The organism is Blautia sp. AF19-13LB (assembly GCF_003479105.1).
GTDB classification, from domain to species: domain Bacteria; phylum Bacillota; class Clostridia; order Lachnospirales; family Lachnospiraceae; genus Fusicatenibacter; species Fusicatenibacter saccharivorans.
Genome location: NZ_QUGO01000001.1, coordinates 251,514 through 278,015, shown reverse-complemented (window position 1 = coordinate 278,015; position 26,502 = coordinate 251,514). Strand labels below are relative to the sequence as shown.

Genomic DNA, 26,502 nt, shown 5'->3' with positions numbered 1-26,502 from the left:
AAATCAGCCTCTCAGTTCGATGTTGAACTCATTCTGCAGTTTCTTGCAGATCTTCTCGACAAATTTCTGTACTTTTTCGAAGTCAAATGCTTCTTCCTTCGGTGCAAAGGTGACGGTGAACGCCATGCTCTTCTTGCCTTCCGGAATCTGGCCGCCCTCGTAAACATCGAACAGACGGATCTCTTTTACGTATTTGTTTGCCTCGCGGATACAGTTCTCTACATCGCCGCAGCTGATGTTTTTGTCCATGACAAATGCCAGGTCACGTTTCTCCTCCTGGAATTTGGAGATCGGCTGGAAGGTGCGTTTTTTGCCGTACCATCTGGAGAGCTCTTTTAAGTCAAGCTCCATGATGTAAGCGGAAGCACGCATGCTCAGCTCGTTCTGGATATCATATGCTGCTTTTCCGAAGTATCCGATTTCTGTACCCTCGCAGAGTACTTTCACTGCCTGATACGGATGCAGGAAGGATTTCTGAACCGGCTCGTAGGTGAACTCAATGTCCATGCTCTCGGCGATGGTGTTGGCGATGCCCTTCATAGTGAAGAAGCTCTCGTTGTTTCCGAAGGTTCCGACGCAGAGAACTTTTCTCTCATCCGGGTAGGATGTCAGCGGCAGGGACTCCGGAATGTAGATGCTTGCTACCTCGAACAGTCTTCCTTCAAGGGTGCCCTGTTTCTCATTTCTGGAAATGGCATTCAGCATGGAAGCTGCCAGTGTGGTACGCATCAGGGACAGATCCTGGTTGATCGGGTTGATGATCTCGATGGCATTTCTCTCTTTTGCATCTGCCGGCAGTTTCAAGAGATCCAGATCTGCAGGGGAGAAGAAGGAGTAATGCATGCACTCGTAGATACCCATGGTGCATAAGGTATTCTTCAGTGCCAGCTCGCCTTTCTGCTCTTCATTGTAGCCGCCCATCGTTACCTGTGCAGCGGAAAGGAAGGTATCTGTTACGTGGTCGTAGCCGTACATACGGATGACTTCCTCTGCCACATCCGGGTAACGCTCTACATCGTTTTCGCCCTCCGGCAGCATATCCTCACGGTAAGCCGGTACCTGAATGGTCAGCTCATCGCCGTTGATTTCCGGTGCAAAGTTCAGGTTTTTCATAATGCGGAGAATCTCTGCTTCCGGAACTTCGATACCGAGTACGCCGTTTACTTTGCTGACACTGACGGTCATCGGAGTCGGATCGATGGAGTTTCCGGTGTTCACATCGAAATGGGTACGGGAAACTTTACCGCAGCCAAGCTCTTCCATCAGATGCAGCGCACGTTTCATACCAAGTACGGTTGAATACTCGTCCACGCCTTTCTCATATCTTGCACTGGCATCCGTCGCTTTTCCAAGCGCACGGGCTGTCTTTCTGACGTTGTCGCGTGCGAATTTTGCGGACTCAAACATAACAGCCTCTGTCGTGTCGCGGATCTCGGAGTTTAAGCCTCCCATGACACCGGCAAGTGCAACCGGTTTTACGCCGTCGCAGATCACGAGGTTGTTCTCATTCATTGTGTATTCCTGCTCATCGAGGGTCACAATCTTTTCATTTTCTTTTGCTCTTCTGACACAGATTTCATTGCCTTCCAGATAAGAGCAGTCAAAAGCATGCATCGGCTGGCCGATCTCTTTTAAGACGTAGTTTGTGATATCAACCACGTTGGAGATCGCGGACATGCCGACGAGTGCCAGACGGCGTTTCATCCATGCCGGGGACTCTCCGATTTTTACGTCATATACGTAATGAGCGCTGTAACGCGGGCAGAGTTCCGGAGCTTCCACGCGGACAGAGAAGCCTTCTTTTTCCACATCCGTCTCGGTGTAATCGGTTGCCGGCATTTTTAAAGGTTTTTCCAGCATCGCCGATACTTCTCTTGCGATACCGAGGATACTCTGGCAGTCCGGTCTGTTTGCAGTCAGGGAGATATCAAAGATCCAGTCGTCAAGACCTGTCAGCTCTTTGACATCTGCGCCAAGCTCGGCATCTTCCGGCAGAACAAGCAGTCCGTTGTAGCCTGCGCCCGGGTACAGATCCTCGGTAAGGCCGAGCTCCACGCCGGAGCAGAGCATTCCGCAGGACTCATATCCTCTTAATTTTCCTTTTTTGATGGTCATAACACCCTCGATGGTCTTATGATCTTTTGCTGTTGCATAAACAGAAGCGCCAGGAAGGGCAACCGGGAATTTTCCGCCGGTGTGCACGTTGTCTGCGCCGCAGCAGATCTGCATGGTGCCGTGTTCTCCTGCATTTACCTGGCACACATGAAGATGGGTCTCCGGGATCGGCTCGCAGCCCTCCACCAGACCGACAACAACGTTGCTGATGTCTTTTCCCACCTGATAACGCTCTTCTACTTCAAAACCGCCGTCGAACAGTTTTTTCTCCAGTTCTTCCGGGGTAACATCGATATCTACATATTCTTTCAGCCAACTTAACGGTACTAACATATTAAACCTCCAAATTCAAACTGTTTCGTCTTTATTTCTCGTTAATCTGATTTAAAACCCGCAGATCGGAACCGAATAACAGTTTGATGTTGTTGATTCCGTATTTCAGCATGGCGATACGCTCCAGGCCGATGCCAAAAGCGAAGCCGCTGTACTCTTCTGAATCAATGCCGCAGTTCTCCAGCACGCGTTTGTTTACGATACCTGCTCCAAGGACCTCGATCCAGCCGGTTCCCTTGCAGAGGCTGCATCCTTTTCCGCCGCAGGCGAAGCAGCTGCAGTCTACCTCAACGGACGGCTCCGTGAACGGGAAGTAAGATGGACGAAGACGTGTTGTCGTTCCCTCGCCGTAGATCTTCTGTACGAGTACGTCGAGCATTCCTTTCAGGTCGCAGAGGGTGATGTTTTTGTCGACAACGAGTCCCTCCATCTGATGGAACATCGGAGAATGGGTTGCGTCGTCATCAGACCGAAAAACACGTCCCGGGGAAAGGATCTTGATCGGCGGCTTTTTGTTTTCCATGACATGAATCTGGCCTGCCGATGTCTGGGTACGAAGCAGGAATTCCGGGGAGAGATAGAAGGTATCCTGCATATCTCTTGCCGGGTGATCCTGTGGTGTATTCAGTGCAGTAAAGTTGTAGTAATCGGTCTCGATTTCTCTTCCCTCGTATACCTCAAAGCCCATGCCTGCAAAGATGTCGATGAGCTGTTTGCGGATCAGGGTAACCGGATGAAGGTTTCCGATCGCTGTCTCTTCTGCCGGAAGGGTCAGGTCGATTTTCTCGGACTCATATTTCTTCTGCAGCTCGCGCTCTTTCATCTCCTCTTCCACTTTCTGGAAGCGGCCAAGCGCCCACTCTTTTAACTCATTGACGGATTTACCGTAGTTTGCGCGCTCTTCCGGGGCAATGTTTTTCATTTCTTTCATCAGCCCGCTGATCTTACTTTTCTTTCCTTCCAGATACTCGCTCTTAAATTCATACAGTTCTTTGGAGCTTTTCAGCTCTTCCAGTCCATTTTCAATCTTCTGTTTTAATTCAGACAGATGGCCGGTTAATACACTTTTTTCCTGCATTTGACTCTCCTACTTTCTTTTTCTTGCTTGTTTGATGGTAAATGTGAAAAACAGTCAGATACCCCGCTGCAAACAGCGGAGCATCTGATTTTCGTGGCAGTCGCCAAATATCCATGCAAGCATGGCTGTCTGGCTCGTTGCTCACAAAAAAAGACCCCGCCCCACAAAGGGACGAGATCTGAAATTTCGCGGTACCACCCTGATTTCTGCAGATACTTCCTGCAGACACTCATAACCGGTGCTGTAACGTACACCAAACGTCTGTCCCTACTTGCATTTCCAGTATCCTGCTATACGTTCCGGACATCTGCTCCAATGCGAAATTTGAAATATTCCTGAACCTGAAGGAGCTTGCAGCCGATGACTCCCTCTCTCTGGCGGAAAAAATATTTCTCTGAACATCTTCACAGCATTTTTCCTGTTAGATTATTTATAAAACTTTCATAAACAATATTTATTGTACCGTCTTGACCCCCGGATGTCAAGCCATTATTTTCCCGCTTCTTTATTCGTCTCTTTATTTTCCATAAAATGCTCGATCGCCGCGTTCTGCAGTTTCCGCAGTTTATCCTCAAAATACGCGTTGATCTCCGCGCCGATCAGAAGGATCCACATGCAGAAATACATCCAGATCATGATAAACACGATCATCGTCAGACTGCCGTACATATTGGACGCCGCAAGCGCGATGTCGAGGTACATGGAAAATGCAAGGGAAAAAATAGACCAGGCAAGGGATGAGATCAGTGCGCCCGGGCACTGGCTCTTAAAGCTCGCCTTCCGGTTTGGAATACATTTATACAGTACAAGAAACAGAAGAGCCAGCACGCCTGTCGTGATCAGGGTACGCATTCCCATGATAGAGGATGTCACACGCGCCACCATCGGCAGATGTTCCGTCAGCTTATTCTGAATGCGGGTTCCGAAGACCAGAAGCACCAGACTGGTGAGGAATGCAACGACAAATATCAAGGTATATGCCATGCCCCGCAGCCGGTTGATGATGTAATTACGTGTCTCTGTTACGTGATAAATGCTGTTCAGCCCATTTGTCAGCGCCGCAATGCCCTTTCCCGCCGACCACAGCGTTGTGATGATCGTAATCGGCATATAAGCAACGGACTGATAAAAGATCTCATTTACAATACCGCCCACGTAGCTCTGAAACTCCGTGGGCAGCATATTGATCAGAACGCTGTAAACATCGTCGCGCGTCAGCGGCGTATATTTTACAAGCGTAACAACCAGAAGAACAAACGGAATAAAGGAAAGAAGAATGAAATACGCACTCTGCGCTGCATAAGCACCGACATGGTCCTCATTCAGGCGCTTCATAAAACCGCGGATTGTTTTTATCATCTGGCAAAACCGCCTTTTCTTTGTTTTCGTGAATCTATCCCATTCTTGCACATATATCGTACTTCAGGATAGCCTACAAAGCATATCATACTTTTCTTTCCTTCGCAAGGGATTTAATTCCATTTCCGGTAATACCATGCGTAACCGCGTGCCGGAACCGGAACGCCGCGCAGAACACGTTTCTCGCCGGTAAACAGATCCTTCCAGGTGAACTCACCCATATCGATCCAGGCCGTGCGGTCTTCATTGCTGAAGTTAAAGAGACCCGTTACCATCTCATTGCCGGATTTTCTGCAGACACAGAGAAGCGCCGTATCATACGTTTCCTCGGTCCAGACATCCGCCTCACCCTCAAACGGACGGTATTTGAATTTCAGCTCCTCCATCTTTTTCATCGAAGCAAAAATCTGATTCTGAACCGTTCCTTTTTTCTCCTTCTGGGGCTCCAGATCCCAGCGGAAGTGGCCGCGGTGCAGATAACGGCTGTCGGCTGCGCGGTCAGAATCTTCACTCTCTTTGTAGGAATAATCGTTAACCTGGCCGATCTCATCGCCGCTGTAGATAACCGGAATACCAGACTGGATGAAAAGGTATGCGTTCAGCATCTCAATTCTCTGGATCGCCTGTTCGGTCTTCGCCTCATTCTGCTCAAAGCCTGCCGCCTCAAGTCCACACAGGGAAGCGGTTGTTCCGCAGAGACGCGCATCCTGCAGCACCGGATCGTCGTTATAGAGCTCTCCTCTTGCGTCGCTTCCCTCCACATAACCGCGGAAATAGTCATTCAGATATTTCTTATGCGGTGCCTCGGCGATGCCGAACTGTTTCAGCCATTCGTAATCGAGGCCCCAGCCGATATCATCGTGGCATCTCAGATAGTTCAGGAAGACATAGTCCTTCGGCAGTCTCGTCACAATATCCATCTGATGTTTCAGCAGGCGGGTATCCGCCGTTGCAACCGTGTGCCAGGTGGATGCCATCGTCGTTACGTTGTACAGCATATGGCATTCCGGTTTCTCGAGTGTTCCGAAGTACGGAACAACCTTTTCCGGCTCCATGACAACCTCGCCGAGCAGCAGAACGCCCGGGCAGACGATCTCGGTGATCATACGCATCATGCGGACAATGGTATGTACCTGCGGCAGGTTACGGCAGGTGGTGCCGAGCTGTTTCCAGATGTATGGAACGGCATCAATGCGGACGATATCGATTCCCTGGTTGACGAGATAGAGCATATTGTTTACCATCTCGTTAAAGACAACCGGGTTCGCATAGTTCAGATCCCACTGGTATGGATAGAACGTCGTCATGACAAATTTATGGCAGTCCTCTCTCCAGGTAAAGTTGCCCGGTGCCGTTGTCGGGAATACCTGCGGACAGGTCTTTTCATATTCGGACGGAATATCGTAGTTGTCGAAGAAAAAGTAACGGTCCTGGTACTCTTTTTCACCGGCAAGTGCACGTTTTGCCCATTCATGATCCTCGGAAGTGTGGTTCATAACGAAATCCATACAAAGGCTCATGCCCTGGTCATGGCATTTTTCAGAGAGGGCAGCCAGATCTTCCATCGTTCCAAGGGACGGCTGTACCGTGCGGTAATCGGCAACCGCATAGCCGCCGTCGCTTTTTCCCTTCGGCGTTGCAAGGAACGGCATCAGATGCAGGTAGTTGACGTTGCACTCTTTTAAATAATCCAGTTTTTTCTCAAGGCCGCTGATGTTATCTGCGAATGCGTCGATGTACAGCATCATACCGAGCATTTTCTGGCTCTTGTACCAGTCTTTCTGTTTTTCTCTTTTCCGATCCAGCGCTTTCCATTTTTTATTCCGCTCTTTGTACCACTGCTCCATGGCTGCACAGAGTTCCTCAAAGCGTCCCTGGCCGTTTGGATACAGCTCACAGTAGAGCCATTTCAGCTCGTCGTAGTGTTTTTCGAGTCTTCTCTGATATTCCACTGTCATGTTGTTTATTCTCCTTTATCTTATTCTTTATTTTGTCACATCATTCCGGTAACGGTAATTCTGTGTTACGTTTCTTCTCTTGCAGTATACCGTTGTGTGAATTATATGTCAACCGTTTACATACCATATTTTTCAACAAATTTCCGGCTTCTTCTTTGTCTTTTTTGCTATTTTTCTGTCTATCGTTTACCGCAGGGCAGAAAAAACTCCGCGGTTTCTTTTTTCCGCAGAGTTTTCTTTTCGTTTTTGTTTCACGCCGAATCGCGCACCACAAGGCTCACCGGCATGGTCGTCACATTCGGCACCATCTCTCCCTTTCTTCTCCGGTCGATATACGCAATGGAAAGCTCCGACATTTCCTCAATCGGCTGATGGATCGTCGTGATGGAAGGCGTGGTAATCCCGGCGATCACAGTGTCATCAAACCCGACAACTTTAATATCCTCCGGCACCCGTTTTCCCATGGCGTAAAGGCGCTGGAGTACCTGTGCGGCAATCAGGTCACTGCTTGCAAAAATGCCGTCCGTCTCCGGGTGCTCCAGAAGGCCCTTTTCAATATAGGATTCATAGTGCATGGAGCCGTAGCTTAAGCGGTCACTCAAAAGAACTTCCCCTTCAATCCCCCGCTCCCGGCAGACGCGCAGGAATCCATCCGCACGCCGGTCCGCCGGCATATCTCTTCCGACGATTCCGCCGAAATGAAGCAGATGGCAGCAGCCGCAGTCCGCAAGATGCGATGCTGCAAGCGCTCCTCCCTGCTCGTTGTCACACTGGATTGTAATGGCCTCCGTATTTTCCTCTCGCTCGAAATTGACGATCGGAATTTTCAGATCATGAAACTTTTCAATCTGCACATCGCGGCTTGCCATCACAACGCCGGTTACACGGTTGGAGATGAACATATCGAGATATTCGGTTTCTTTCTCCGGCTGATCTTTCGAGTTGCAGAGCAGAATCTTGTAGCCCCGCTTTGCCGCCGCGCTCTCGAGTGCACTGATCATTTTACTGAAAAACGGGTGCGAGATGTGCGGAACGATAACCCCGATCGTATTGGAATGCGCTTTTGCCAGGGAACGCGCCAGCTCATTCGGCTGGTAATTCATCTCCTGCATCGCCTGCGTTACTTTTTTTCTTGTCTCTTCACTGATGTATCCGCGGTTGTTGATCACGCGGGAAACCGTCGTCGCCGTAACGCCGGCGCGTGCCGCTATGTCCTTGATTGTCGCCATGTTTCTCTCCTCGTCATTTTCTAACTGTTTTTCACTTTCGCCCATTATAGCACAAAAAATCTGTTTTCGGTGATTTTTTTAAAAAAGGGAACGGCAGTCGCCGATTTCGATGTTCTGGTAAAAATAGCGGAGAATCTCCTCATACGATTTTCCCTGCTCTGCCAGATGTTTCGCACCGTTCTGTGACATGCCGACGCCGTGGCCGTAGCCGCCGCCGTAAAATGTAAAGGAGACAGCCGTTTCCCCTTCTTTTTCCGGAACCACGATAAAGCAGGCACTCGGAAGCAGCTCCATCTCACAGCTTACAGTTCCGTCATTTTTCTGAATCGGCCAGCCTTTCGCCGAGAGGAACTTTCGGATCTGATACTCTCCCTCGATTTCCATGGATCCTTTTTCTCCCTCGATACGGACGGTTTCTGCCGCACCTCCCTCTGACCGCCGCCGCACCTCAATCCCCGTGATCTCCCCGATTTTCTGATCCGCTGCCCGTTCTGACAGCACATCCGCCGGAATCGTCACCTGCCAGCGGTACCAGCCGTCCTCCACTTCCAGACTTGTGCTGTCCCTTTTGGTGATAAACGATGCAAACGCCTCCTCCGTCTCCGGTTCCTGCTTCTCCCCGCCTACCGTCACGCTCTTCAGATATTCTGCCGTCTCCGCCGTATTCCACACTTCATCCGTACTCGTCTTCCCGCAGGAGGTTGAGAAAAAATACGCCTGAATTGGTTCCCCGCCGCAGGTAATGATTTTTCCTTCTGTCTCCGCCACCGCAGCGTCTGTCTCCGGCTGCGCTTCCATATTGTGGTAGACCTGGCTTTCCACGCTGTCGTCTACATCCGCGTGGTAGTTCTCCCACGTTTTTTCACGAATCCTGGCACACGCATACGTTCTCGCACAGACCGCCTGTGCTTTTAATGCCTCCTTTTCATAGGAGGACGGCATCTCACTCGGCACGACATACCGAAGATACATTTCCAGATCAAGTTCATTTACAACGAGAAGTCCCTCTTCGCTTTTATAGATGACAAAACTTCCCGGATAAACCGTCTCGTCCTCCGGCTTTCCCGTAAGGGAAACCGCCGTTCCCGCCGTCTCATCGGCCGGCACCACATGCACAACTTCCCCGCATTCCTGTTCCGTCACACAGATCGTCTCCTGCGGGGAAGCTATGTATGCGCCGTCGTTCATGGAAAGGCTTGCGTTTCCACGCAGGGACACCTGTTTCTGTGCGTATCCCAGCTTTCCGCAGTCTGTCAGAAGGACACGGATCTGCACCGGTCCGGCTGCCGTTGTTTCTTTTTGTTCTTCCTTTTTACTGTTCAGAAAAGCCGCGTTTTCCTGTTCCATGTTCTGTATCGTCTCCTCCTGCTTTTTGCCTTCCATCGTCTCCGTCCTGCTTTCTGCTGTCGCTGTCTCTTCCGGCGCATCCAGACGGCGCTTCACAACAAACAATAACAGCAGCAGGAGAATCCCCACTCCTAACAGTATCAATTCCAATTTATCATTTTTTCTCTTCATATCTCATTCTATGCACACGGCTTTTTGTCTGATTCCTTTTCTTTTTGCGATTTTTCCTTGACAAATACCGCCCTATGGTATATAGTACGGTTGTGTATAAATTTCATATCAACATCCAGAGTGCATCAAAAGAAGATCCGTCTTTTGGTGAGAGAGGGAATTCAGGTGAGATTCCTGGGCGATCCGGTCACTGTAATCAGGGAGTGAAGCATAACAAATCCATTGTATGTCCGCAACATATGAGAAGGAATGTGGAACGATGATCTGTAAGTCAGGAAACCTGCTCTGTATGCATAGGGTTGATGCTTCCGATGAAAGCTTCCATTCAAAGACTATTATGGGATATGGAATGTCTGAAAATTTTCGATTAGATTTTTAGAAACCTTCGAGCGAGATTTATGCATTGCATTAAACGGCCGGGTAAACCGTTTCAGATTCTGGTTTCGCCTGTTCTTAGTCAGGCGCCATCCTCCGCTTAAAGGTGTCTGCTATTCCGCTTGCAGGTTGATTCAGATGGCGAAGCGGTTACCCACCTCTGAAAAGAATATGACATAACTGGTAAGATTCTGTTGGATTCGAAAACAGGGTCTTTTCTTTTTCTGTTTTTTCAGAATTCGTTTTCTGCATATTTTCCCATAAAAAGGCTCCCCGCCTGCGCTCCTGTTTTCACAGGACGCTGCAGGAAGGGAGCTTTTTTATGCTGTTTCTATAGCAAGACCCGAAAATAATGCAAAAAAGGCAGTGCTGCAGAGCGCGAATTGCAAGGAACAGATTTGAAGGCGTACCGGGGTACGACGAAAATCTGTGACGCAGTAATTCACGCTCTGCGGTGCTGAATTTTTTGCATTATTTTCGAGGATTGCTATAAAATAGGATCTTAGAAAATGAATTTGTATACGGTTGTGGTGTCGTAAGTATCGCCTGCCTCGAGGATCGGTTTCTCCTCACCCTCCTGGTTGATGGCATTCGGCACATACTGAGATTCCAGGCAGAAGCCGTTGCGTTTGTCATAGAATACCCCATTCTTTCCGGTAACCGGAGCAATGAAATTTCCGGCGTAGAACTGAACGCATGGCAGATCCGTGAAGGCTTCCATGGTGATGCCGCTCTCTTTGCAGGATGCGACTGCCATCAGCTCAATGCTTCCCTCGACAGCCTTGTCCAGGATAAAGTTGTGGTCGTAGCCGCCGGTCAGTTTGAGCTGTTCGAAATCTGCTTCGATCTCTGCTCCGATTGCTTTCTCGCTGGTGAAATCCATCGGGGTTCCCTGTACCGGTGCATGCTCGCCGGTCGGGATGGATGCAGAATCGATCACCGGGCTGAACTGCTCCGCTTTTAAGACAAGTGTCTGGTTCTCAATAGATCCGGCATCGTGGCCTGCCAGGTTGAAGTAGCTGTGGTTTGTCATGTTGACAACGGTATCCTGATCGCAGCTTCCCTCATAGTGGATTTCTACGGCGTTCTCATCGGTCAGGGTATACGTAACGGACACTTCAAAGTTTCCCGGGAATCCCTGGTCTCCGTCCGGGCTCATCAGAACGAAGGTAACGGCGCTGTCATCCGCCTCTTCTACGTTCCAGAGGCGGTAATCGTATCCGTCCGGGCCGCTGTGCAGGTTGTTGTTGTTCTCATTTTTTGCCAGCTGGTATGTTTTTCCGTGCAGTTCAAATGCTGCTCCCGCGATACGGTTTCCGTTTCTTCCGATGGTGGCTCCAAAATGGCTTCCGTCGGTCTCATAGCCGGTTACGGAGTCAAATCCAAGGACAACGTCTCTCTTCTTTCCATCCTTATCCGGAACGAGAACCGATACCAGATGTGCGCCGTAATCGGTTACACTGATTTCCATTCCGTTTTTATTGGAGAGCGTGTAGAGCAATGCTTCTTTTCCGTCTTTTGTTGTTCCAAAACCCTGTTTTTTCATGTTCCTTCTCCTTTTGGTTGTATGTAACGTATAAAAGAGAACCATTTTCATGATTCTCTTTTTTCTCTTTTGTAACCCCGGAATGCCGTTTCCCATACTTTGACTCCTAGCAACGCAAGCTAGGTGGGTAGCCGCAGTCACCATTTCTGCCTTCCACTGACGTCTGTTTCCAGGGTGGCCTGACATCCACATGACAATAATAAGCCTCCCGTTTAAAGTAAATGTAGGTTCAAAATAATGAGATCATCGAACATTCCAGGAAGTTACATTTTTCTTCTTTTCTTTTCACAATTCGGATTATACGCTATTTTGGTTCGCTTTTCAAGTATTATTGCACAATTACTCAAAAATATTCGAACAGCTTTTGTATTAAATGATAATACACACCATTCCGCCCCGGCTGTCGTTGACAATTTTCTGCATGGAATCCTGGAGTTTTGCCTGGCCATCCTCGGTGATCTGGGCGATTTTGCTGCGGATGCCGTCGTCAACGAGCTGCTCGACGGATTTGCCGAAAATGTTGGTATTCCAGATTCCCTCCGGGCTCTTTGCGCTCTCTTTGATATAGGCGATCAGATCCTCCGCCTGCTGCTCACTTCCGACGATCGGCGCAATCTCCGTCTCGATGTTGGCCTTGATCATATGAATCGACGGGCTCACCGATTTAATTTTCACGCCGTATTTGTTTCCCTGATGGATCACGGCTGGCTCCTCCAGCTGAATCTCCTCCCTCCCCGGAATCACGACGCCGTAGCCGCATCCGCGCACCGCATGAATCGCGTCCTCTACCTTGCGGTACTCTTCCCGCTGTGCCGACAGCTCGCGGATCGTCTGCACCAGATCATACTCGCCTTTGATCTCCACGCCGGCAAGTACACTCAGCATTTCATAATAATACTGCTCTTTCACCTCAATCCGCACCTTCACCGTACCGCTCGCAAGATCCATCGACTGCAGCAGTGTCTGGCTGACATACTGACTGGCAATCGCTGTTTTTCCGCCCACTGCATCCTTCAGGCGCGTCTTTTCCCTGCACATCTCACGGATCTTCTGCAGCAGCTCTGCCTTCAGCGGATGGTCATCGGCAAGAAGCTCCACCCATTTTGGAATATAAAATTCCATCTGCTGAAGCGGGAACTCATACAGCACCTTTTCGAGCATATGCAGAATATCTTCTTTGCGGAGCTGGTCGCAGTTCACCGCCATCGCTGCCACGCCGAATTTTGTTTCAAGCTCCTTTACCTGCCGCTGTGTCTCCTCCCGGTACGGTTTTTTCGCATTCACAAGAATCAGGAAGGGCTTTCCCTGCTTTTTGAGCTCCGCAACGGTCCGTTCCTCCGCCTGCAGAAAATTCTCCCGCGGCAGCTCGCCGAACGATCCGTCGCACGTCACCATAAGACCGATCGTGGAATGTTCTGCGATCACCTTCTTCGTACCGATCTCCGCCGCCTCCCGGAACGGAATCGCCTGCTCGGACCACGGTGTTTTCACCATCCGCTCCTTCTCATTTTCCAGATTTCCCGCCGCGTCCGGCACCAGAAAGCCGACGCAGTCGATCAGTCGCAGCCGGATCGGATCGCCCTCCCCAAGCTGCAGCTCCACGGCGTCTTTCGGCACAAATTTCGGCTCCACCGTTGTGATCGTCTTTCCCTCCCCGCTTAAAGGCAGGGCATCCCGTACCTCCGCCTGTTCCTTTTCCGAAAGATACGGCAGTGCCAGCACCTCCAGGAAACGGCGGATCAGGGTGGACTTTCCCGTCCGTACAGGCCCCACCACTCCGATCAGGAACTGGCCCTTCGTTCGTTTCTGAATATCGCGGTATACTGAATATGCATCCATGCGCTATTGTCCCCCTTTTGATCTTTGTTGCTATGTACTGTTATATTCTATGAGCCGGCCCCCTCTCCTATCACCAAAACTGCACTGCCGCGCACGCAAAAAAGGCACCGCCGCCCTTTTTTCGGACGCACAGTGCCTTTTTTCTGTCACTTTCTTATCTTCAGCCTATGATCAGCTGTTTTTTCTCATGGCAGCCTCTACCACATGGCCGACCAGAACAGATGTGGTAACGGATCCTACGCCGCCTGGAACCGGTGTGATTGCCTCAACGATCGGCTCAGCTTTTGCGTATGCAACGTCTCCGCAGAGTTTTCCTTCTTCGTTTACGTTGATTCCGACATCAATAACGGTCTGGCCTGCACACAGGTAAGTATCATCTACAACACCTGCACGGCCTGCTGCTACGATCACGATATCTGCCTCTTTAACTACAGACGGCATGTCTTTCGTTCTGGTATGGCAGATGGTTACGGTTGCGTTTTTCTTTAACAGCATCATGGCTGCCGGTTTTCCTACAACGAGGCTGCGGCCTACGACAACGGCTTTTTTACCGGTGCAGTCGATGCCGTAGTGGTCGAGGATCTCCATGCAGGCCTGCGGAGTACATGGCGGGAAGCCCTGTTTTGTTCCGGCGAATACGCCTACCATGGAACCGTCTGTGATACCGTCTACGTCCTTCTCCGGGGAGAGTGCTTTGATGACTGCTGCCTCATCGAGATGTTTCGGAAGCGGACGGAAAATCAGAACGCCGTGGATGGAATCGTCTTTGTTTACTTTATCGATGGTAGCCATCAGCTCTTCCTGGGTAACGTCTGCCGGGAGAAGGAATTTCTCGTATGCAACGCCTAAGGTCTCACAGCGTTTGGTTGCTCCTCTTTCGTAGGAAAGGTCATCCTCTCTCTCTCCGACACGGATGATTCCGAGAGTCGGTTTTACTCCTTTTGCTTCCAGCTCTGCTACATTTGCTTTGATCTTCTCATTTAATGCTGCTGTTACTTCTTTTCCTAATAACTGTTTTGCCATTTTTTTATCCTCCGCTTTTCTTTTCGGTCAAAGAGAACTCCTTTTGCAACCCGCTTGCTGCCGGGAAGTTTCTCTGGCCGTTTGTTTTCAGGCTTTCAGTCTTCCCAGTACGTTCCGGAAAATCTCGTCTGCTTTTACGGTATAGACCGCAAGCATTTCATCACATTTTCGATTTAGTTCTTCTGCATATTCCCGGTTTTTCATAGATTTCGTGTTGATATATACATTCAGGGAAGCACCCTCTAAGGCTGCTTTGCAGAATGCTGCGCCAACACCTGCGTCACTGATCGCAAGTGCAGAACCTTTTGCTGCAAATTCTACGATCAGGTCGATTGCTTCGCAGCATTTTTCCATAATTTCCATTGGAACAGAGCAGGCATCCTTCAGCACAATCTCCATGACTCTTGCTTTTTCTGCCTTCTCCTCCTCTGTCTCGCGCGGCATGCCGTATGCTTTGGAGAGCGGTTCGAACACTTCTGCATCGCGCTCGATCAGGTGAAGCAGTTCGTCCTGAAGCGTGGTTGCTTTCGCCATCAGCTCTTTCATTTCCTCTTCGACATCCGCATATTTCTTTTTACCTACTGTCAGCGCACCAACCATGTTGCCAAGCGCTGTGCCGACAGCGCCAACCAGTGCAGAAGCTCCGCCGCCGCCCGGAACCGGTGCTTTGGAACCGAGCACGTCTACAAACTCATTGCAAGGTACTGTTGAAAATCCCATGTTATTTTCCTCCGCTTATTTTTTTCGATCCAGAAGCCATCCTGATGGCCTCAAACCATAACTATTTTGCAGCCAGAGCCTTCAGCATATCAATTGTGACATCTCCCACAACCGCCATATCCTCTCCCTGCGTAAATGCAGCCGGGAAATTGTCCGAAAAGAGGATCTGCGCGGACGGCGGAAACTCATCATCTCCTGCCCATAAAATCAGTCGTACAAAAAGCCCTTTCATAAACTCCAGCTCATATCCGACATCACCGGATGAAATCGCCTGAGCGCCGACACGTTCCATGATCTCACGGAATGCATCCAGCTTTCCGCCAAAGCCAAACGCAAGACGGAACAGGCATCTTCCCTGGAACTGTTTAAAATAAACTTCTCCCCACGGAATCTCCCGGTACGTCAAAAATTTTCCGGTAGACGGAGCAGCTCCGCCCTCTGTCAGATAACGCAATACCAAAATTTTTGCATTCGGTTTTTTCTCGAGTGGATACCAGCCAATTATCGGCGAAACGCTTCCATCATCTCCAATATGAAATACGTTGTACTCCGGCCACGAAATCCGGTAGGAAACACCCATCAGGGAAACGGTAAACTCCTGTTTTTCCGCATCATACGGAACGTCGCACCGGCTGGAAATCTCTCTTGGATCTGCATTCTGATACACTTCCAGATAATGCTCATACGGAATACGCTCTTTGCTGTCTTTTTCGTAATTTAAGTCTACTGCCATGTAAATCCAATTCCTCTCAAAAAGGTTCGCCACAATTCAAAGCAAAACCACATGTGTTTCACCTTGAATCGTAACAGAAAGTTCTGCTTCCGTTTTATGCTTCCACAGACGGGAACATCGTCGTGTCTGTGTGCGGCAGGAAGCACGCCGCTACAAATTCATCCATATAGGTTGGTACCGTAGAGAGTTCCAGATATGTCATGTTCCGGGCAACCTCATACGTTTTCTTCTCTGCTGCTGTCGATAAAAGCATTGAATACGCACCGGTCAGGGAAGAGTTACCAATGTAATGGAATTTTTCCAGCGGAATATCCGGGAACATACCGATGGTAACGGCATTTTTCATGTTGATGCCGCTTCCGATACCGCCCGCTACGTAAACCTCCTCGATCATGGAAACATCCATATCCAGATAGTTCAGCATCGTACGGATCGCTGAGAAAATCGCGCCCTTGGCGCGGATAAAGTTGTCGATATCGACCTCGGTAATCTCAACATCGCGGACACTTCCAGCCTCCTCCTCGAACGCAATGACATAGCTTCCCATGCCATATTTGTCGTGGCGGATCCGTTTTCCCTCACGGATAAATTTACCCTTCGGATTGACCATCTTCGCGCGGAACAGCGCCGCAATCACATCGATGATACCGGAACCGCAAAGGCCGATCGGTTTCGTACCCTCATCTCCGATAACATGGTACGAAGGTTCCATCGTCTCCGGATCAATCGTACATTTTTCAATCGCACCGTCGGTCGCACGCATGCCACAGCTGATATCGCCGCCCTCAAAGGCCGGTCCGGCCGAGCAGGCACAGCTTACCATAAAGTCAGAGTTTCCAAATGCAAGCTCGCCATTGGTACCAAGGTCAATAAAAAGACTCATCTCCGGCCGGTTCCAGATCATGCTGACCAACGCGCCGGCAGTAATATCTCCGCCCACATAGCTTCCGATGTTCGGTGCCAGAATGATATGGGCGTCCGGATGAATCGCAAGATTGACATCCGATGCAAACAGTGAGTTTGTCTTAAAGAAGGCCGGAATATACGGCTCCATCCGAAGCGGATCTGCATTGATGCCCATCATCAGATGCTCCATGGTAGTGTTTCCGGCAATCGCCGCACGGTAAATCTGCTGACTGCTGATTTTCGCTGCACGGCACATGTTGGAGATCATCGGGTTTAAGGTTTCTTTGATGATTGCATTCTGCAGTCTTTCATGGCCTCCCGGTTTCTGGGATTCAATGATACGGTTGATAACATCCGCACCATACCGGATCTGTCCGTTTCCGGAAGAGGCTTTTGCCAGGATTTCTCCGCTCAGCATATCCACGATCAGTGCAGAAACTGTCGTTGTTCCAATGTCGACAACGAGACCGCCGACAACTGCTTTTGCTTCCATTGGAAGCATATCGTATAAAAAGACGTCATTTGGCGTAACCCGGACGACACACTGTGCCTGAAAATGGGATTCCCGAAGGACATCCGGCATTTTTTTCAGTACAGAGTACGGAATCCGTACCCGGTCAAGCCCCGTCGCTGCCTGTACAGCCCAGGTTACTCTCTCGTTATCCGGCATCGTATCATCCAGAGTAGGCTCTTCCATTGAGATTGTAATCACCTGCATGCTGTTTTTCAGCTCCAGACCGGCGTCTGTAATTTTCTTTTTCGTATCTTCAAAAATTGCAATTTCACTCGGTGAACTAAGGTCTGCCACTTTCATGCGGCTCCGGTAAGCGGATGCAATGTCCGGCACTTCCACTTCAACATCGCCTTTGACGGTGCTGACGCACGCCAGTCTCCAGCCATTCTGATATTCTTCCTCAGAAATATGGCGGGTTATTTTGGAATCCAGCTCACCGCTCACAAGACGAACGCGGCATTTACCGCACGATGCGTTTCCGGAACACGGTGCATCGATCGGCACATTGCTCTTCTGCGCTACTTCAAGAAGGCGCTCACCCTCGGTTGCGTAGGTGACTACCGGTTCTCCCTCTTCAAATCGAAAGGTTACTTTTGCCATAATCTGTAAATCCCCCAGTCGTATATATTCTCCGCTGTTTTTTTATTTTTCCGCTTTTAGATAGAAAAACCCCTGATGGTGCCTCAGGTTTTCGCAAACGCTACGGCACCATCAGGGGAAAACCTGCGAGATTTAAAGATTAAAGCTCCAGATAAGAATCTGCGTACAGAGTGTTGCCTTTGAATACGTCACAGGATTTAATGGTCTCCATCAGTCTCAGGTCATTCGGGTTAACGATGGCGCTGGTCAGACCCTGCATCATAGCCATAGCTACAAGTGCGGAATCCATGATCGGACGGATGTTTTTCGGCATACCGTTGGAGTTGTTGGAAAGTCCGCCGGTAGAATTCAGTCCCATATCACTGAACATCTTGATGCACTCAAGAACTTCCATCTGTTTGTCCTGCATTCCTTTTACAACCAGAAACAGCGGGTCAAACCACAGATCGGTCGGCTCCATACCATGCTCCATACCTCTTTCCAGAAGGGTCTGGCAGTACATCATACGCTCGTCGTTGTCTTTTGCAATTCCTTCGCCGTTGCAAAGTGCAATAACGATTGCATCGTTTGCAGCCGCAAGGTCAACGTACTCGATTCTTCCTGCAGCATCTGCAGAGTTTACGATCGGTTTTCCTTTGGAACGGTTGTATACAGAGATACCAGCCTCAATTGCTTTTTTGTTGGATGTATCCAGAGCCAGCGGAACATTGTCAAAATTGCTCTGCAGCAGCTCAACAGCCCATTTCATGATGTCTTCTCCATCATTCTCAGCCGGTCCGATGTTTACATCAAGGTAAACGGCACCAGCATCCAGCTGCTGTTTTGCTCTCTTTAAAATTGGCTCTTCATCTCTTGCTGCGAATGCTTTGTTTACAGTAGGAGCTGTAACGGAAAGTCTTTCGCCGATGGTTACAAATTTTGCCATATCTCTTCTCCTTTTCTTTTGGGAATCCCCCATAATTATTTTTTTCACGGAAGGAACTCCGCTTGTCTGGAGTTCCTCCCGGAATTTTTATGTATTACAGTTCTCCGTTTGCCTGCAGATCTTTCATGAATTTCACAAGCTGAACTGCCTCAAGCGGAGCAACGATTACTTCCCATCCAGGAAGTTTGGACTCAATGTCGCCCTTTAATACGGCTACTTTACCAGGAATGATAACTTTTCTGGATTTTACTTTATCTTCTACATTCTCTTTGAAGAATTTGGAGATAGAGTTACCGGAGAATTTACCTGCTGCCCAGGATGTCAGTACAGAAAGTCCGCCGGCGTCGTTGATTACAAGGTTTACCGGAACTCCGGATCTCTCGAGCTCTCCGGATACCAGGAAATAGGTCAGAGCAAAGTCTACTGTGGTCAGGCAGATCGAATTTTCATCTGCGCCGTTCAGCGGGTAGATGCCCGGCTCTACTTTCATCGGTTTCTGCGGATCGGTAAATACGTTCTGGCGAAGTCCGAATACCGGAAGTGCCTCTGCGTATCCCATTTCCTCAAGAACAATAATGGAACCGTATTTCATGGTGAACAGGGAAAGCAGTGCCTGCTGCATATATCTGTCGCCCTGTGCAATTTTTGCCAGATTTACAATAGACGGATAACCAAAGGTACGGTCTGTATCCTTTAAGGATGCACGTCTTACCTGTACGGTAGTAGCAAAGGTCTCTTTGATGGTCGCTTCTGTGGTATCAAGAACAAGGTTCTTGTTGCCGAGTTTCTCGATTGCTTCTACGGTGTCGTGAAGCTCATCAATGTTTGCGCCACTTACGCCGAGAACAACGCCTGCCTCTGTGGCAAGTTTGCTCATCTCTTCATAATTGGATGCATTTGCACCATTCAGGATCGGTTTGCCTGCTTTGCATACTTCCAGAGCAGCTTTTGCAGCTTCTGCGTCCTCACAGCCAAGTACCAGAACTTTTCCGGTTGCTGCTGCTTTCGTTACAAGAGATACGTATTTGTCTACGCCATTTCCGGCATAGTTTACATACAGCATCTCTGCGCACATACGCTCACCGATACGGTCGTAATCAACTTTTTTGTCTTCTTCCAGTTTTGCGTCGATCTCTTCGTCAGACATGCAGCTGCAGAGAGATACTGCATAACGGGTTTTGCTTACAAATGTTTTCTCATGACGATAGAGAACCGTCTCTCCGCCAAGGGTGTACTCACTGTCGCCGGTTCCGACTTTGATGGTCTTCATTGGCGGTGCGGTAGCTTCGGAAAGCTGTGCCATAGCGTCGTCAGACATATATGGGCACGCTGAAATATCCATAGCGCCCTGTGCAACCTTCATGGAGAATGCCATACAGGTCGGACATCCGCACTCTTTACAGTTTTTCTTTGGGGTCATTTTAAAAATCTGAATACCTGATAATGCCATAATTCTTTATCCTCCTAATCTCTTCCTTACGTACTGATTACATCAGTTCCTGAATCATTTTGGAAATGGTTGCAACAGACTGTGGATGTTTGAGGATAACTGCATCAGAACCAGAAGCCAGAGATGCGGCTGCTGTCTGAATCTCCATAGAGATTCCTCGTACTTCCTGATTTCCCCATTCCGGAGATTCCTCTTCTGTTGCCATTGCCTCTTTTACATTCCATGTCTCAGAAGCGATTGGAGTAATAATTGGCATCTGCAGCATTTTATCGTCCTGGGATAATGCTGCTGCTTTGATACGGTCCAGTGTAGATACTACGTACTCATATCCGTATCCGACTGCTGCAGAACCTACGTTCATAACAATGCTGTCCGCGCTGACACCAAGCTGGGTCATAACAACATTCAGCTGTTTTGCAAGGTTGATATCTACAGCGGACTCAGCGCCGACTTTCTGGCTGTATGCCAGACCTGCGGCTGCACCAACTGCCTTGTAATCTTCTTCTCTTGCGGACATAACAAGAACGTTTCTTCCCTGAAGGACCTCTGCTACTTTTGTGAGCAGTTCGGAATCCTTCTCAACGTTTTTACATCCTTCTACAACAAGCGGCACGTCAACGGCATCAGCAACCTCTTTGACTGTCTCAATGAGTTCTTCTACCGATTTGTTCAGACCGTTCGGGTCTCCGCCTGCCAGACGAAGGCAGAGGAAATCTGCACCTTCCATAGCTGCTGCTTTTTTTGCAATCTCGCCCATGGTAGCTGCACCTTCATAGTATGCTTTTACGCTTTCCGGTTCTCCTTCCATACCAAGGTCTGTGATTTCAACGCCGACCTTCGGTCCGTTTTTGATTTCACCGTCGAAAGCATAGAATGGTAATACGTTTTCTCCGCCAAGAGTTACGGTTTTGTCTCCGCTGCCGATTACAACGGATTTAATTGCTGCATTAAACTTTTGTGGTTTGCGATTAAACGGCATAAAAAAAGCCTCCTTAAAAATAAATTCCATACAGGCATATCTCCATGATTCCGCTTCATGGACACACCTGTTATTATTTTAACGTTTTTTCCCGGAGAATGCAAGATTTACCAGGATATTTTCCAAGATTTTCTGACAAAAAGTATCCGTTTTCTCTTCGTCAGCCGTTTTTTTCCAGAAAATCACTTTACAGCTGCCGGCATGTGCCGGAAAGGGCTTCCTCCTCCGCTTTGGAATCCCCTCCCAAGCCATGCCGGTCTGCTTATTCTTTCACAGGATAAGCCTGTAAAATACGAATTACATCATTGGATCCATGCCAAGTGCCGGATGACCTTTCTCGGTCAGGAATGCAACCAGTGTCTCCGGATCTTCTGCGATGGTCTCGTCACCGATCATATCGGTAAAGTTGTCGATACCGTACAGCTCTTTTGCTGTTTCATTCAGTTTCTCTGCAACCTGCTCTTTCAGCTCTTTCGGCATCCATACGATACGGGCAACGCCGCCTTCTGCTTTCATAAATTTCTTGGAAGCGATAAAGTGTTTGCCGTGTCCCATGAATCCAGGAGTCTGAACACCGCCGCCTGTCATGGAAGCCAGCTCGGAGAAGGTCATTCCCAGAGGAGTCATGCCTGCGTACTCACGGTTTGCGATGCAGACACCGTTGGAGAACGGCTCGATACCACAGATACACTCGAAGCATCCGCAGGATGTCATTGGTTTTTCCATGATAGAGTACAAAGATACATCATCAAGAGCGCCCTGGGAAAGTTTACGAACAGCCTCGTTAACATCCTCGTACTCACCGATTCTCTCATCGATTACTTTTTCTTTTGTGATAACCTGGCAAGGTCCGTTCGGATCCAGCTCGTTGGTAGCTTTTGCATCCAGCCATGAAACAGCACCGCAAAGTCCGAGACGCTCTGGTGTAACAACACATACATGGCTCGGGGAGAATGCCTGGCACATGATACAGCTGTAGTATACCGGTACGGATTCATCTGTCATGGTAGACAGACGCTCATCACGTTTGTCGAATACCGGAATTGCAATTTCGTGACGGATCTTGGTACAGTCTTCCGGATTGGTGTAGATCTTAACCTGACATTTGTCAACAACAGCCTCGAACTCGTTCTTCACCTGTGCGTACAGAACTTCTCCGAAGTGTTTTGCACGGAAGCCTGCGTTGAAAGCTTCTTTGCTGACACGGATACGGATCATATCACGCTGTCCGGTATGCATCACACCTTCGATGCAGTTCAGGTAGCTGTGGAATTTACGCTCAAATACAGGCTCGAAATCCGGCTGCATGCTCTTTCCGGCAACCTCAACAACGTATGCAATGCTGTGCTTGGAACCTACCTCGAACTCGTCGATGTCCGGTCCGATCAGCTCGATCTTGTGATCTTCTACTTCGGAAGCATCTTTTGTCTGAACCAGCTCGCAGCAGTCTACACGGGAACCGTCAAACTCAACCTGCATATCACCGCGGCGGATGATTTCGCCCTCAAATGCAGATGCGAATGCAACCGGGATATCGATGTTTGTAATTTTAATCTTGATGTCGCGGGCTTCCAGAGAAGTTGCGTTGAATTTGGAAACGTCCTTCTGGATAATGAGACTCTTTGGAATAGCCGGAACGTCTTTGTCATCGTTTGTGATAACCGGGAAACCAAGTGCAATCGCACCAGCGCCGCATGCAACGATCACATCATCCAGAGGAGCAAAAGCATTTACGAATGCCGGTACACGGTCTTTGGTGTAGGTCATCAGTGCGCCTGCATCGCCTGCAGTTACGTTACCGAAGATCAGGGCTGCACGGATTGCTACGGATACAACGTGGATTACAGATGTTACGTCTTTTCCAAGCGGGATGACACGTACGTTTGCGCCGGTCTTGTATCCTAATTCCTGACACTGATCAATGATTCCGCCAACCAGTGTTACAAGAATACCCTGTGCCTGATAGCTCTTAACCAGATCCACGCCTTCCTGTGCGGTCGGAGCGCTTCCAAGGATAACAGCTACGCCCGGGATATCGCCTGTTACAAGCGGCACACCAAGCTCACGGATGATGGCATCGCTTAAATGGCCGTAGCACGGCTCATCATATGGTTTTGCACCGTCGATGTATTTAATTGCCTCGATGAACTCTGCGCAGAGTGCAGTTGCAACACCGGACATAAATACATCATTCAGCTGATTTTCTCTTGTCATCAGAGATTTTACCACGCCAAGAGCCTCTTTCATCTCTTTTAAGTTGGTAACCTTTACTCCTGTTACAGCATAGTAACACGGAAGTGCGTAAGCAGTGTCCGGGAAGCTGACTGCTTTTTCCTCTCCGTTTGCTGCGATTGCGGCATCAATGGCAGCTTCGGTAAGACCGTATACTGCATCATTTCCGCCAAATACTCTCTCGAATAATGTCATGTGTTTTTCCTCCTATCACACTTTTTCCATGCCAGGCATGTTTGACTTATCGATTTTTGTTTTTATTTTCCGTATCTCTTCTACTGCAGCCGCGCTGTAATCATATGGAGACGAACCTTCCCTGTCCGCTTCCATAATTTCCGGGTTGTAGTGGACCATGCCCAGAAGATCCTCCGGGGGGATACGGTCCTGTATGAATGCCTCATCTTTTTCGTCGCGTACTTTGTTTGCCACGACATGAACCTGATGAACGCCAAGCTCTTCGGCCAGACGTTTGACATTCTTATAGGTCTGAATACTTCTTGCACCCGGCTCGATGACTACGATGAACATATCCATGCCCTCCGTCGTTCCTCTTCCCAGATGCTCAAGGCCTGCTTCCATGTCGAGGATGACAACATCCCCTCTGTGAAGGACCAGGCTGTTGATGATTCTCCGCAGCATCACATGCTCCGGGCAGACACAGCCGCTTCCGGCCGTCTCCACGGTGCCAAGCGTCAGGAGTTTGACTCCATTGTACTCTTTGCTGTATTTATCGGGGATATCACTTACTCTCGGATTTATCTTGTAAAACCGGTTGTCTGCACTTGCCTCGGTGCGCTCTTCGATCAGTTTTCTCATTTTGGTAATCGGAATGATCGAATCGAGGATTTCTTCCGGAAATCCAAGCGCAAGGCCCAGATTGGCATCCGGATCGACATCTGCAGCCAGAACCGGATGGCCTTCTTCTGCATAAAGTCTTGCAAGGGTCGCTGCGATGGTTGTTTTTCCTACGCCACCCTTTCCAGTTACTGCTATTTTCATTTTACACCTTTTCACTTCAAAAAGGGCGGTCTCTTTTTACGTCAGGGACCGCCCTGTCCTTTTTATACGCCGAGTGCGGCACGTTTCTCTTCGATTCGTGCGAGCATTGCATCGCCCAGCTTGTCGATGTCTTTTTCTACTGTGTAAGCTGCCTCAACCCAGTCGCGGACACCGTTGGTCAGAAGTCCTGTTACCTCAGTGGATCCGGATACATACGGCTCTACGCCAAGGTAAGTATCGATACCGGTTGCTACAACATAGTTTCCGATGGAGACTGCTTTCTCAGACATCCACTCCGGAGCACATCCGACAACCGGAAGCTGGGAAATATTGACATTACCGATTTTAGCAAGTTCTGCTACAAGAACCATCATACGGGAGATATCAACGCAGGATCCCATGTGGAGTACCGGCGGGATATCAGCCAGCTCGCAGACACGTTTCAGACCTGCACCGCAGAGATCTTTAGCACGTTTGTCCATCAGACCTGCTCTTGCTGCTGCCTGTGCAGAGCATCCGGAAGCAACGATGATAACGTCGTGCGCGATCAGCTTCTTCATCAGCTCGATGTGAGCGGTGTCCGGACGGACTTTCGGGTTGTTGCATCCTACCATGGCAACTGCACCGCGGATAACGCCGGATGCCACACACTGCCACAGCGGCATCAGAGTTCCGGTCTGGTCAACCTGGGAATTGGTTACTTTATCCAGAGTCTTGATGATGGACTCAAAAGAGTATCCAACGGTTGCTTTCTGCTTCATATGCGGGATATGTACCAGCTCCGGTTTCCGGTTTTTAAAGTTTTCAATTGCCATTTTTACGATGGCTTTTGCATTCTCACCTGCTGTTTTTGCGTTGAAACGAATGTATTCTGCATCCGGCATCTGCGCAATCGGGCTGGTGGTAACGAATTTAGTATGGAAACATTTGCTTAAAGGTCCAAGGGCCGGGAAAATACACTGTACGTCAACAACGATGGCCTCGCAGGCACCGGTCAGTACCACGTTTTCCTGCTGCAGGAAGTTACCTGCCATCGGCACGCCGCGGCGCATTGCTACTTCATTGGAAGTACAGCAGACACCTGCCACGTTGATTCCCTTTGCTCCCATTTCTTTTGCATATGCGATCATCTCCGGATCGTCTGCGTATTCGCAGATCATCTCGGAAAGTGACGGATCATGGCCATGAACGATGATATTTACTTCATCTTCTTTCATAACACCAAGGTTTGCCTCGGTTTCGATCGGCTTTGGAGTTCCGAACAGTACGTCAGAGAACTCGGTACCCATCATGGAGCCGCCCCATCCATCGGAAAGTCCGGAACGAAGGGACTGGCGAACGAGTGCTTCCGGAAGGGAAGAACATCCCATATGAGTCATATGAAGAGAACATGCAACCTCACGGTCAATCGCACGCGGTGCGATTTCTTCTCTCTCCCAGATTTCCTGTGTGTGCTGCGGAGCACGTTTCAGGAATCTCTGTGTTCCAAACGGTTTACCATACTCTAAAAGAGCCAGCTCGGACATCTCATGTGCCAGATCGTAAATATCTTTTCCTTCTGTCTCTACGCCCCACTCTTTTGCGATACGGATCAGTTTCTCCGGATCTTTTACTTTGTAGTTTCCGTTTGGATCAGCCTCATGCAGTGTGTGGCAGATCTCACGGCCATGATCGGAATGTGTTGCGGAACCGCCTGCTGTAAAGCGCAGGAAGTTACGTCCTACAATACCGTGTACATCGCATCCGCAGATTCCTCTCGGTGCCTTTGGTGTAATACGGCAAGGTCCCATCGTACAGATACGGCAGCAGGTTCCCTGCTCACCGAATTTACAGTGCGGGGTCTGGTTTTTTACACGAAACTGCCATGCGTCAGCGCCAACCTTTGCACCATTTTCCAGGAGCTCATTCGTGGCCTGTTCGAATTCTTCTACGCTTGTTAATTTGAATTCGCTCATCTTGTCCTCCTCAAGATTGTATTTTAATATTTTTATGGTAAAAACATCCTCCCATGGGGGATATTTTACTTTTGAAATATCCCTCCGTCTGCAGCGTGTACAAAGCGGAGGGCAGA

General features: G+C 49.2%; 18 protein-coding genes, 1 other RNA gene, 1 riboswitch and 1 other annotated feature. All 19 genes read right to left on the bottom strand.

Translation table 11 applies throughout. From position 1 onward, the window contains the following. Positions 1 to 3 precede the first annotated feature (3 nt). Positions 4 to 2,448, bottom strand: coding sequence for a phenylalanine--tRNA ligase subunit beta (pheT, locus tag DWX32_RS01375; RefSeq protein ID WP_117812880.1), 2,445 nt, complete (start codon positions 2,446 to 2,448; stop codon positions 4 to 6). Positions 2,449 to 2,479: 31 nt separating this feature from the next. Continuing rightward, a complete protein-coding gene (gene pheS / locus DWX32_RS01370) occupies positions 2,480 to 3,526 on the bottom strand; it encodes a phenylalanine--tRNA ligase subunit alpha (RefSeq protein ID WP_022461828.1) in 1,047 nt (348 codons plus the stop codon). A 164-nt stretch (positions 3,527 to 3,690) separates the two neighbouring features. Next, positions 3,691 to 3,943, bottom strand: a binding site (T-box leader). A gap of 72 nt (positions 3,944 to 4,015) precedes the next feature. Beyond that, on the bottom strand, positions 4,016 to 4,885 hold the full coding sequence (locus tag DWX32_RS01365; protein ID WP_055226442.1) for a YihY/virulence factor BrkB family protein: 870 nt from the start codon (positions 4,883 to 4,885) through the stop codon (positions 4,016 to 4,018). 113 nt (positions 4,886 to 4,998) lie between these two features. Continuing rightward, positions 4,999 to 6,843 (bottom strand): alpha-amylase family protein, encoded by a 1,845-nt coding sequence (locus tag DWX32_RS01360; protein WP_118600604.1) that lies wholly within the window; start codon positions 6,841 to 6,843, stop codon positions 4,999 to 5,001. Positions 6,844 to 7,094: 251 nt separating this feature from the next. Next, positions 7,095 to 8,072 (bottom strand): LacI family DNA-binding transcriptional regulator, encoded by a 978-nt coding sequence (locus DWX32_RS01350; RefSeq protein WP_022461831.1) that lies wholly within the window; start codon positions 8,070 to 8,072, stop codon positions 7,095 to 7,097. A 78-nt stretch (positions 8,073 to 8,150) separates the two neighbouring features. Continuing rightward, the gene (locus DWX32_RS01345; protein ID WP_117800944.1) at positions 8,151 to 9,590 is read right to left on the bottom strand and encodes a SpoIID/LytB domain-containing protein; all 1,440 of its coding nucleotides are present in this window, start codon (positions 9,588 to 9,590) and stop codon (positions 8,151 to 8,153) included. Between the two features lie 101 nt (positions 9,591 to 9,691). After that, positions 9,692 to 9,892, top strand: a riboswitch (cobalamin riboswitch). 575 nt (positions 9,893 to 10,467) lie between these two features. Next, entirely contained in the window at positions 10,468 to 11,511 is a 1,044-nt protein-coding gene (locus DWX32_RS01340; RefSeq protein WP_055218365.1) for an aldose epimerase family protein, read from the bottom strand. Positions 11,512 to 11,581: 70 nt separating this feature from the next. Beyond that, a non-coding RNA gene (gene ssrS, locus DWX32_RS01335) (6S RNA) lies at positions 11,582 to 11,776 on the bottom strand. 104 nt (positions 11,777 to 11,880) lie between these two features. After that, positions 11,881 to 13,350, bottom strand: coding sequence for a stage IV sporulation protein A (gene spoIVA / locus DWX32_RS01330; RefSeq protein ID WP_022461834.1), 1,470 nt, complete (start codon positions 13,348 to 13,350; stop codon positions 11,881 to 11,883). Positions 13,351 to 13,521: 171 nt separating this feature from the next. After that, entirely contained in the window at positions 13,522 to 14,373 is an 852-nt protein-coding gene (locus tag DWX32_RS01325) for a bifunctional 5,10-methylenetetrahydrofolate dehydrogenase/5,10-methenyltetrahydrofolate cyclohydrolase (protein WP_117509041.1), read from the bottom strand. Positions 14,374 to 14,460: 87 nt separating this feature from the next. Beyond that, complete coding sequence (locus DWX32_RS01320; RefSeq protein WP_117509042.1) at positions 14,461 to 15,093, bottom strand: cyclodeaminase/cyclohydrolase family protein; 633 nt, start codon at positions 15,091 to 15,093, stop codon at positions 14,461 to 14,463. Positions 15,094 to 15,154: 61 nt separating this feature from the next. Continuing rightward, complete coding sequence (locus tag DWX32_RS01315) at positions 15,155 to 15,826, bottom strand: DUF3786 domain-containing protein (protein WP_117509043.1); 672 nt, start codon at positions 15,824 to 15,826, stop codon at positions 15,155 to 15,157. A 94-nt stretch (positions 15,827 to 15,920) separates the two neighbouring features. Continuing rightward, positions 15,921 to 17,846, bottom strand: a complete 1,926-nt coding sequence (gene acsV, locus DWX32_RS01310; RefSeq protein WP_117509044.1) for a corrinoid activation/regeneration protein AcsV — start codon at positions 17,844 to 17,846, stop codon at positions 15,921 to 15,923. Between the two features lie 139 nt (positions 17,847 to 17,985). Continuing rightward, positions 17,986 to 18,771 (bottom strand): carbon monoxide dehydrogenase/acetyl-CoA synthase methytransferase subunit, encoded by a 786-nt coding sequence (acsE, locus tag DWX32_RS01305; protein ID WP_022462424.1) that lies wholly within the window; start codon positions 18,769 to 18,771, stop codon positions 17,986 to 17,988. A 94-nt stretch (positions 18,772 to 18,865) separates the two neighbouring features. Beyond that, positions 18,866 to 20,221 (bottom strand): acetyl-CoA decarbonylase/synthase complex subunit gamma, encoded by a 1,356-nt coding sequence (acsC, locus tag DWX32_RS01300; protein WP_117509045.1) that lies wholly within the window; start codon positions 20,219 to 20,221, stop codon positions 18,866 to 18,868. A gap of 37 nt (positions 20,222 to 20,258) precedes the next feature. Further along, positions 20,259 to 21,200, bottom strand: a complete 942-nt coding sequence (acsD, locus tag DWX32_RS01295; RefSeq protein ID WP_117509163.1) for an acetyl-CoA decarbonylase/synthase complex subunit delta — start codon at positions 21,198 to 21,200, stop codon at positions 20,259 to 20,261. A 297-nt stretch (positions 21,201 to 21,497) separates the two neighbouring features. Beyond that, complete coding sequence (acsB, locus tag DWX32_RS01290; protein ID WP_117509046.1) at positions 21,498 to 23,627, bottom strand: acetyl-CoA decarbonylase/synthase complex subunit alpha/beta; 2,130 nt, start codon at positions 23,625 to 23,627, stop codon at positions 21,498 to 21,500. Between the two features lie 15 nt (positions 23,628 to 23,642). Then, positions 23,643 to 24,431, bottom strand: coding sequence for an ATP-binding protein (locus tag DWX32_RS01285; protein ID WP_117509047.1), 789 nt, complete (start codon positions 24,429 to 24,431; stop codon positions 23,643 to 23,645). Between the two features lie 62 nt (positions 24,432 to 24,493). Continuing rightward, positions 24,494 to 26,386 (bottom strand): anaerobic carbon-monoxide dehydrogenase catalytic subunit, encoded by a 1,893-nt coding sequence (gene cooS / locus DWX32_RS01280; RefSeq protein WP_117760360.1) that lies wholly within the window; start codon positions 26,384 to 26,386, stop codon positions 24,494 to 24,496. Positions 26,387 to 26,502 lie beyond the last annotated feature (116 nt).

Coding starts and splice junctions, on each gene's coding strand:
- pheT (WP_117812880.1), bottom strand. CDS start 2,448: ATGTTAGTACCGTTAAGTTGGCTGAAAGAATATGTAGATATCGATGTT.
- pheS (WP_022461828.1), bottom strand. CDS start 3,526: ATGCAGGAAAAAAGTGTATTAACCGGCCATCTGTCTGAATTAAAACAG.
- DWX32_RS01365 (WP_055226442.1), bottom strand. CDS start 4,885: ATGATAAAAACAATCCGCGGTTTTATGAAGCGCCTGAATGAGGACCAT.
- DWX32_RS01360 (WP_118600604.1), bottom strand. CDS start 6,843: ATGACAGTGGAATATCAGAGAAGACTCGAAAAACACTACGACGAGCTG.
- DWX32_RS01350 (WP_022461831.1), bottom strand. CDS start 8,072: ATGGCGACAATCAAGGACATAGCGGCACGCGCCGGCGTTACGGCGACG.
- DWX32_RS01345 (WP_117800944.1), bottom strand. CDS start 9,590: ATGAAGAGAAAAAATGATAAATTGGAATTGATACTGTTAGGAGTGGGG.
- DWX32_RS01340 (WP_055218365.1), bottom strand. CDS start 11,511: ATGAAAAAACAGGGTTTTGGAACAACAAAAGACGGAAAAGAAGCATTG.
- spoIVA (WP_022461834.1), bottom strand. CDS start 13,350: ATGGATGCATATTCAGTATACCGCGATATTCAGAAACGAACGAAGGGC.
- DWX32_RS01325 (WP_117509041.1), bottom strand. CDS start 14,373: ATGGCAAAACAGTTATTAGGAAAAGAAGTAACAGCAGCATTAAATGAG.
- DWX32_RS01320 (WP_117509042.1), bottom strand. CDS start 15,093: ATGGGATTTTCAACAGTACCTTGCAATGAGTTTGTAGACGTGCTCGGT.
- DWX32_RS01315 (WP_117509043.1), bottom strand. CDS start 15,826: ATGGCAGTAGACTTAAATTACGAAAAAGACAGCAAAGAGCGTATTCCG.
- acsV (WP_117509044.1), bottom strand. CDS start 17,846: ATGGCAAAAGTAACCTTTCGATTTGAAGAGGGAGAACCGGTAGTCACC.
- acsE (WP_022462424.1), bottom strand. CDS start 18,771: ATGGCAAAATTTGTAACCATCGGCGAAAGACTTTCCGTTACAGCTCCT.
- acsC (WP_117509045.1), bottom strand. CDS start 20,221: ATGGCATTATCAGGTATTCAGATTTTTAAAATGACCCCAAAGAAAAAC.
- acsD (WP_117509163.1), bottom strand. CDS start 21,200: ATGCCGTTTAATCGCAAACCACAAAAGTTTAATGCAGCAATTAAATCC.
- acsB (WP_117509046.1), bottom strand. CDS start 23,627: ATGACATTATTCGAGAGAGTATTTGGCGGAAATGATGCAGTATACGGT.
- DWX32_RS01285 (WP_117509047.1), bottom strand. CDS start 24,431: ATGAAAATAGCAGTAACTGGAAAGGGTGGCGTAGGAAAAACAACCATC.
- cooS (WP_117760360.1), bottom strand. CDS start 26,386: ATGAGCGAATTCAAATTAACAAGCGTAGAAGAATTCGAACAGGCCACG.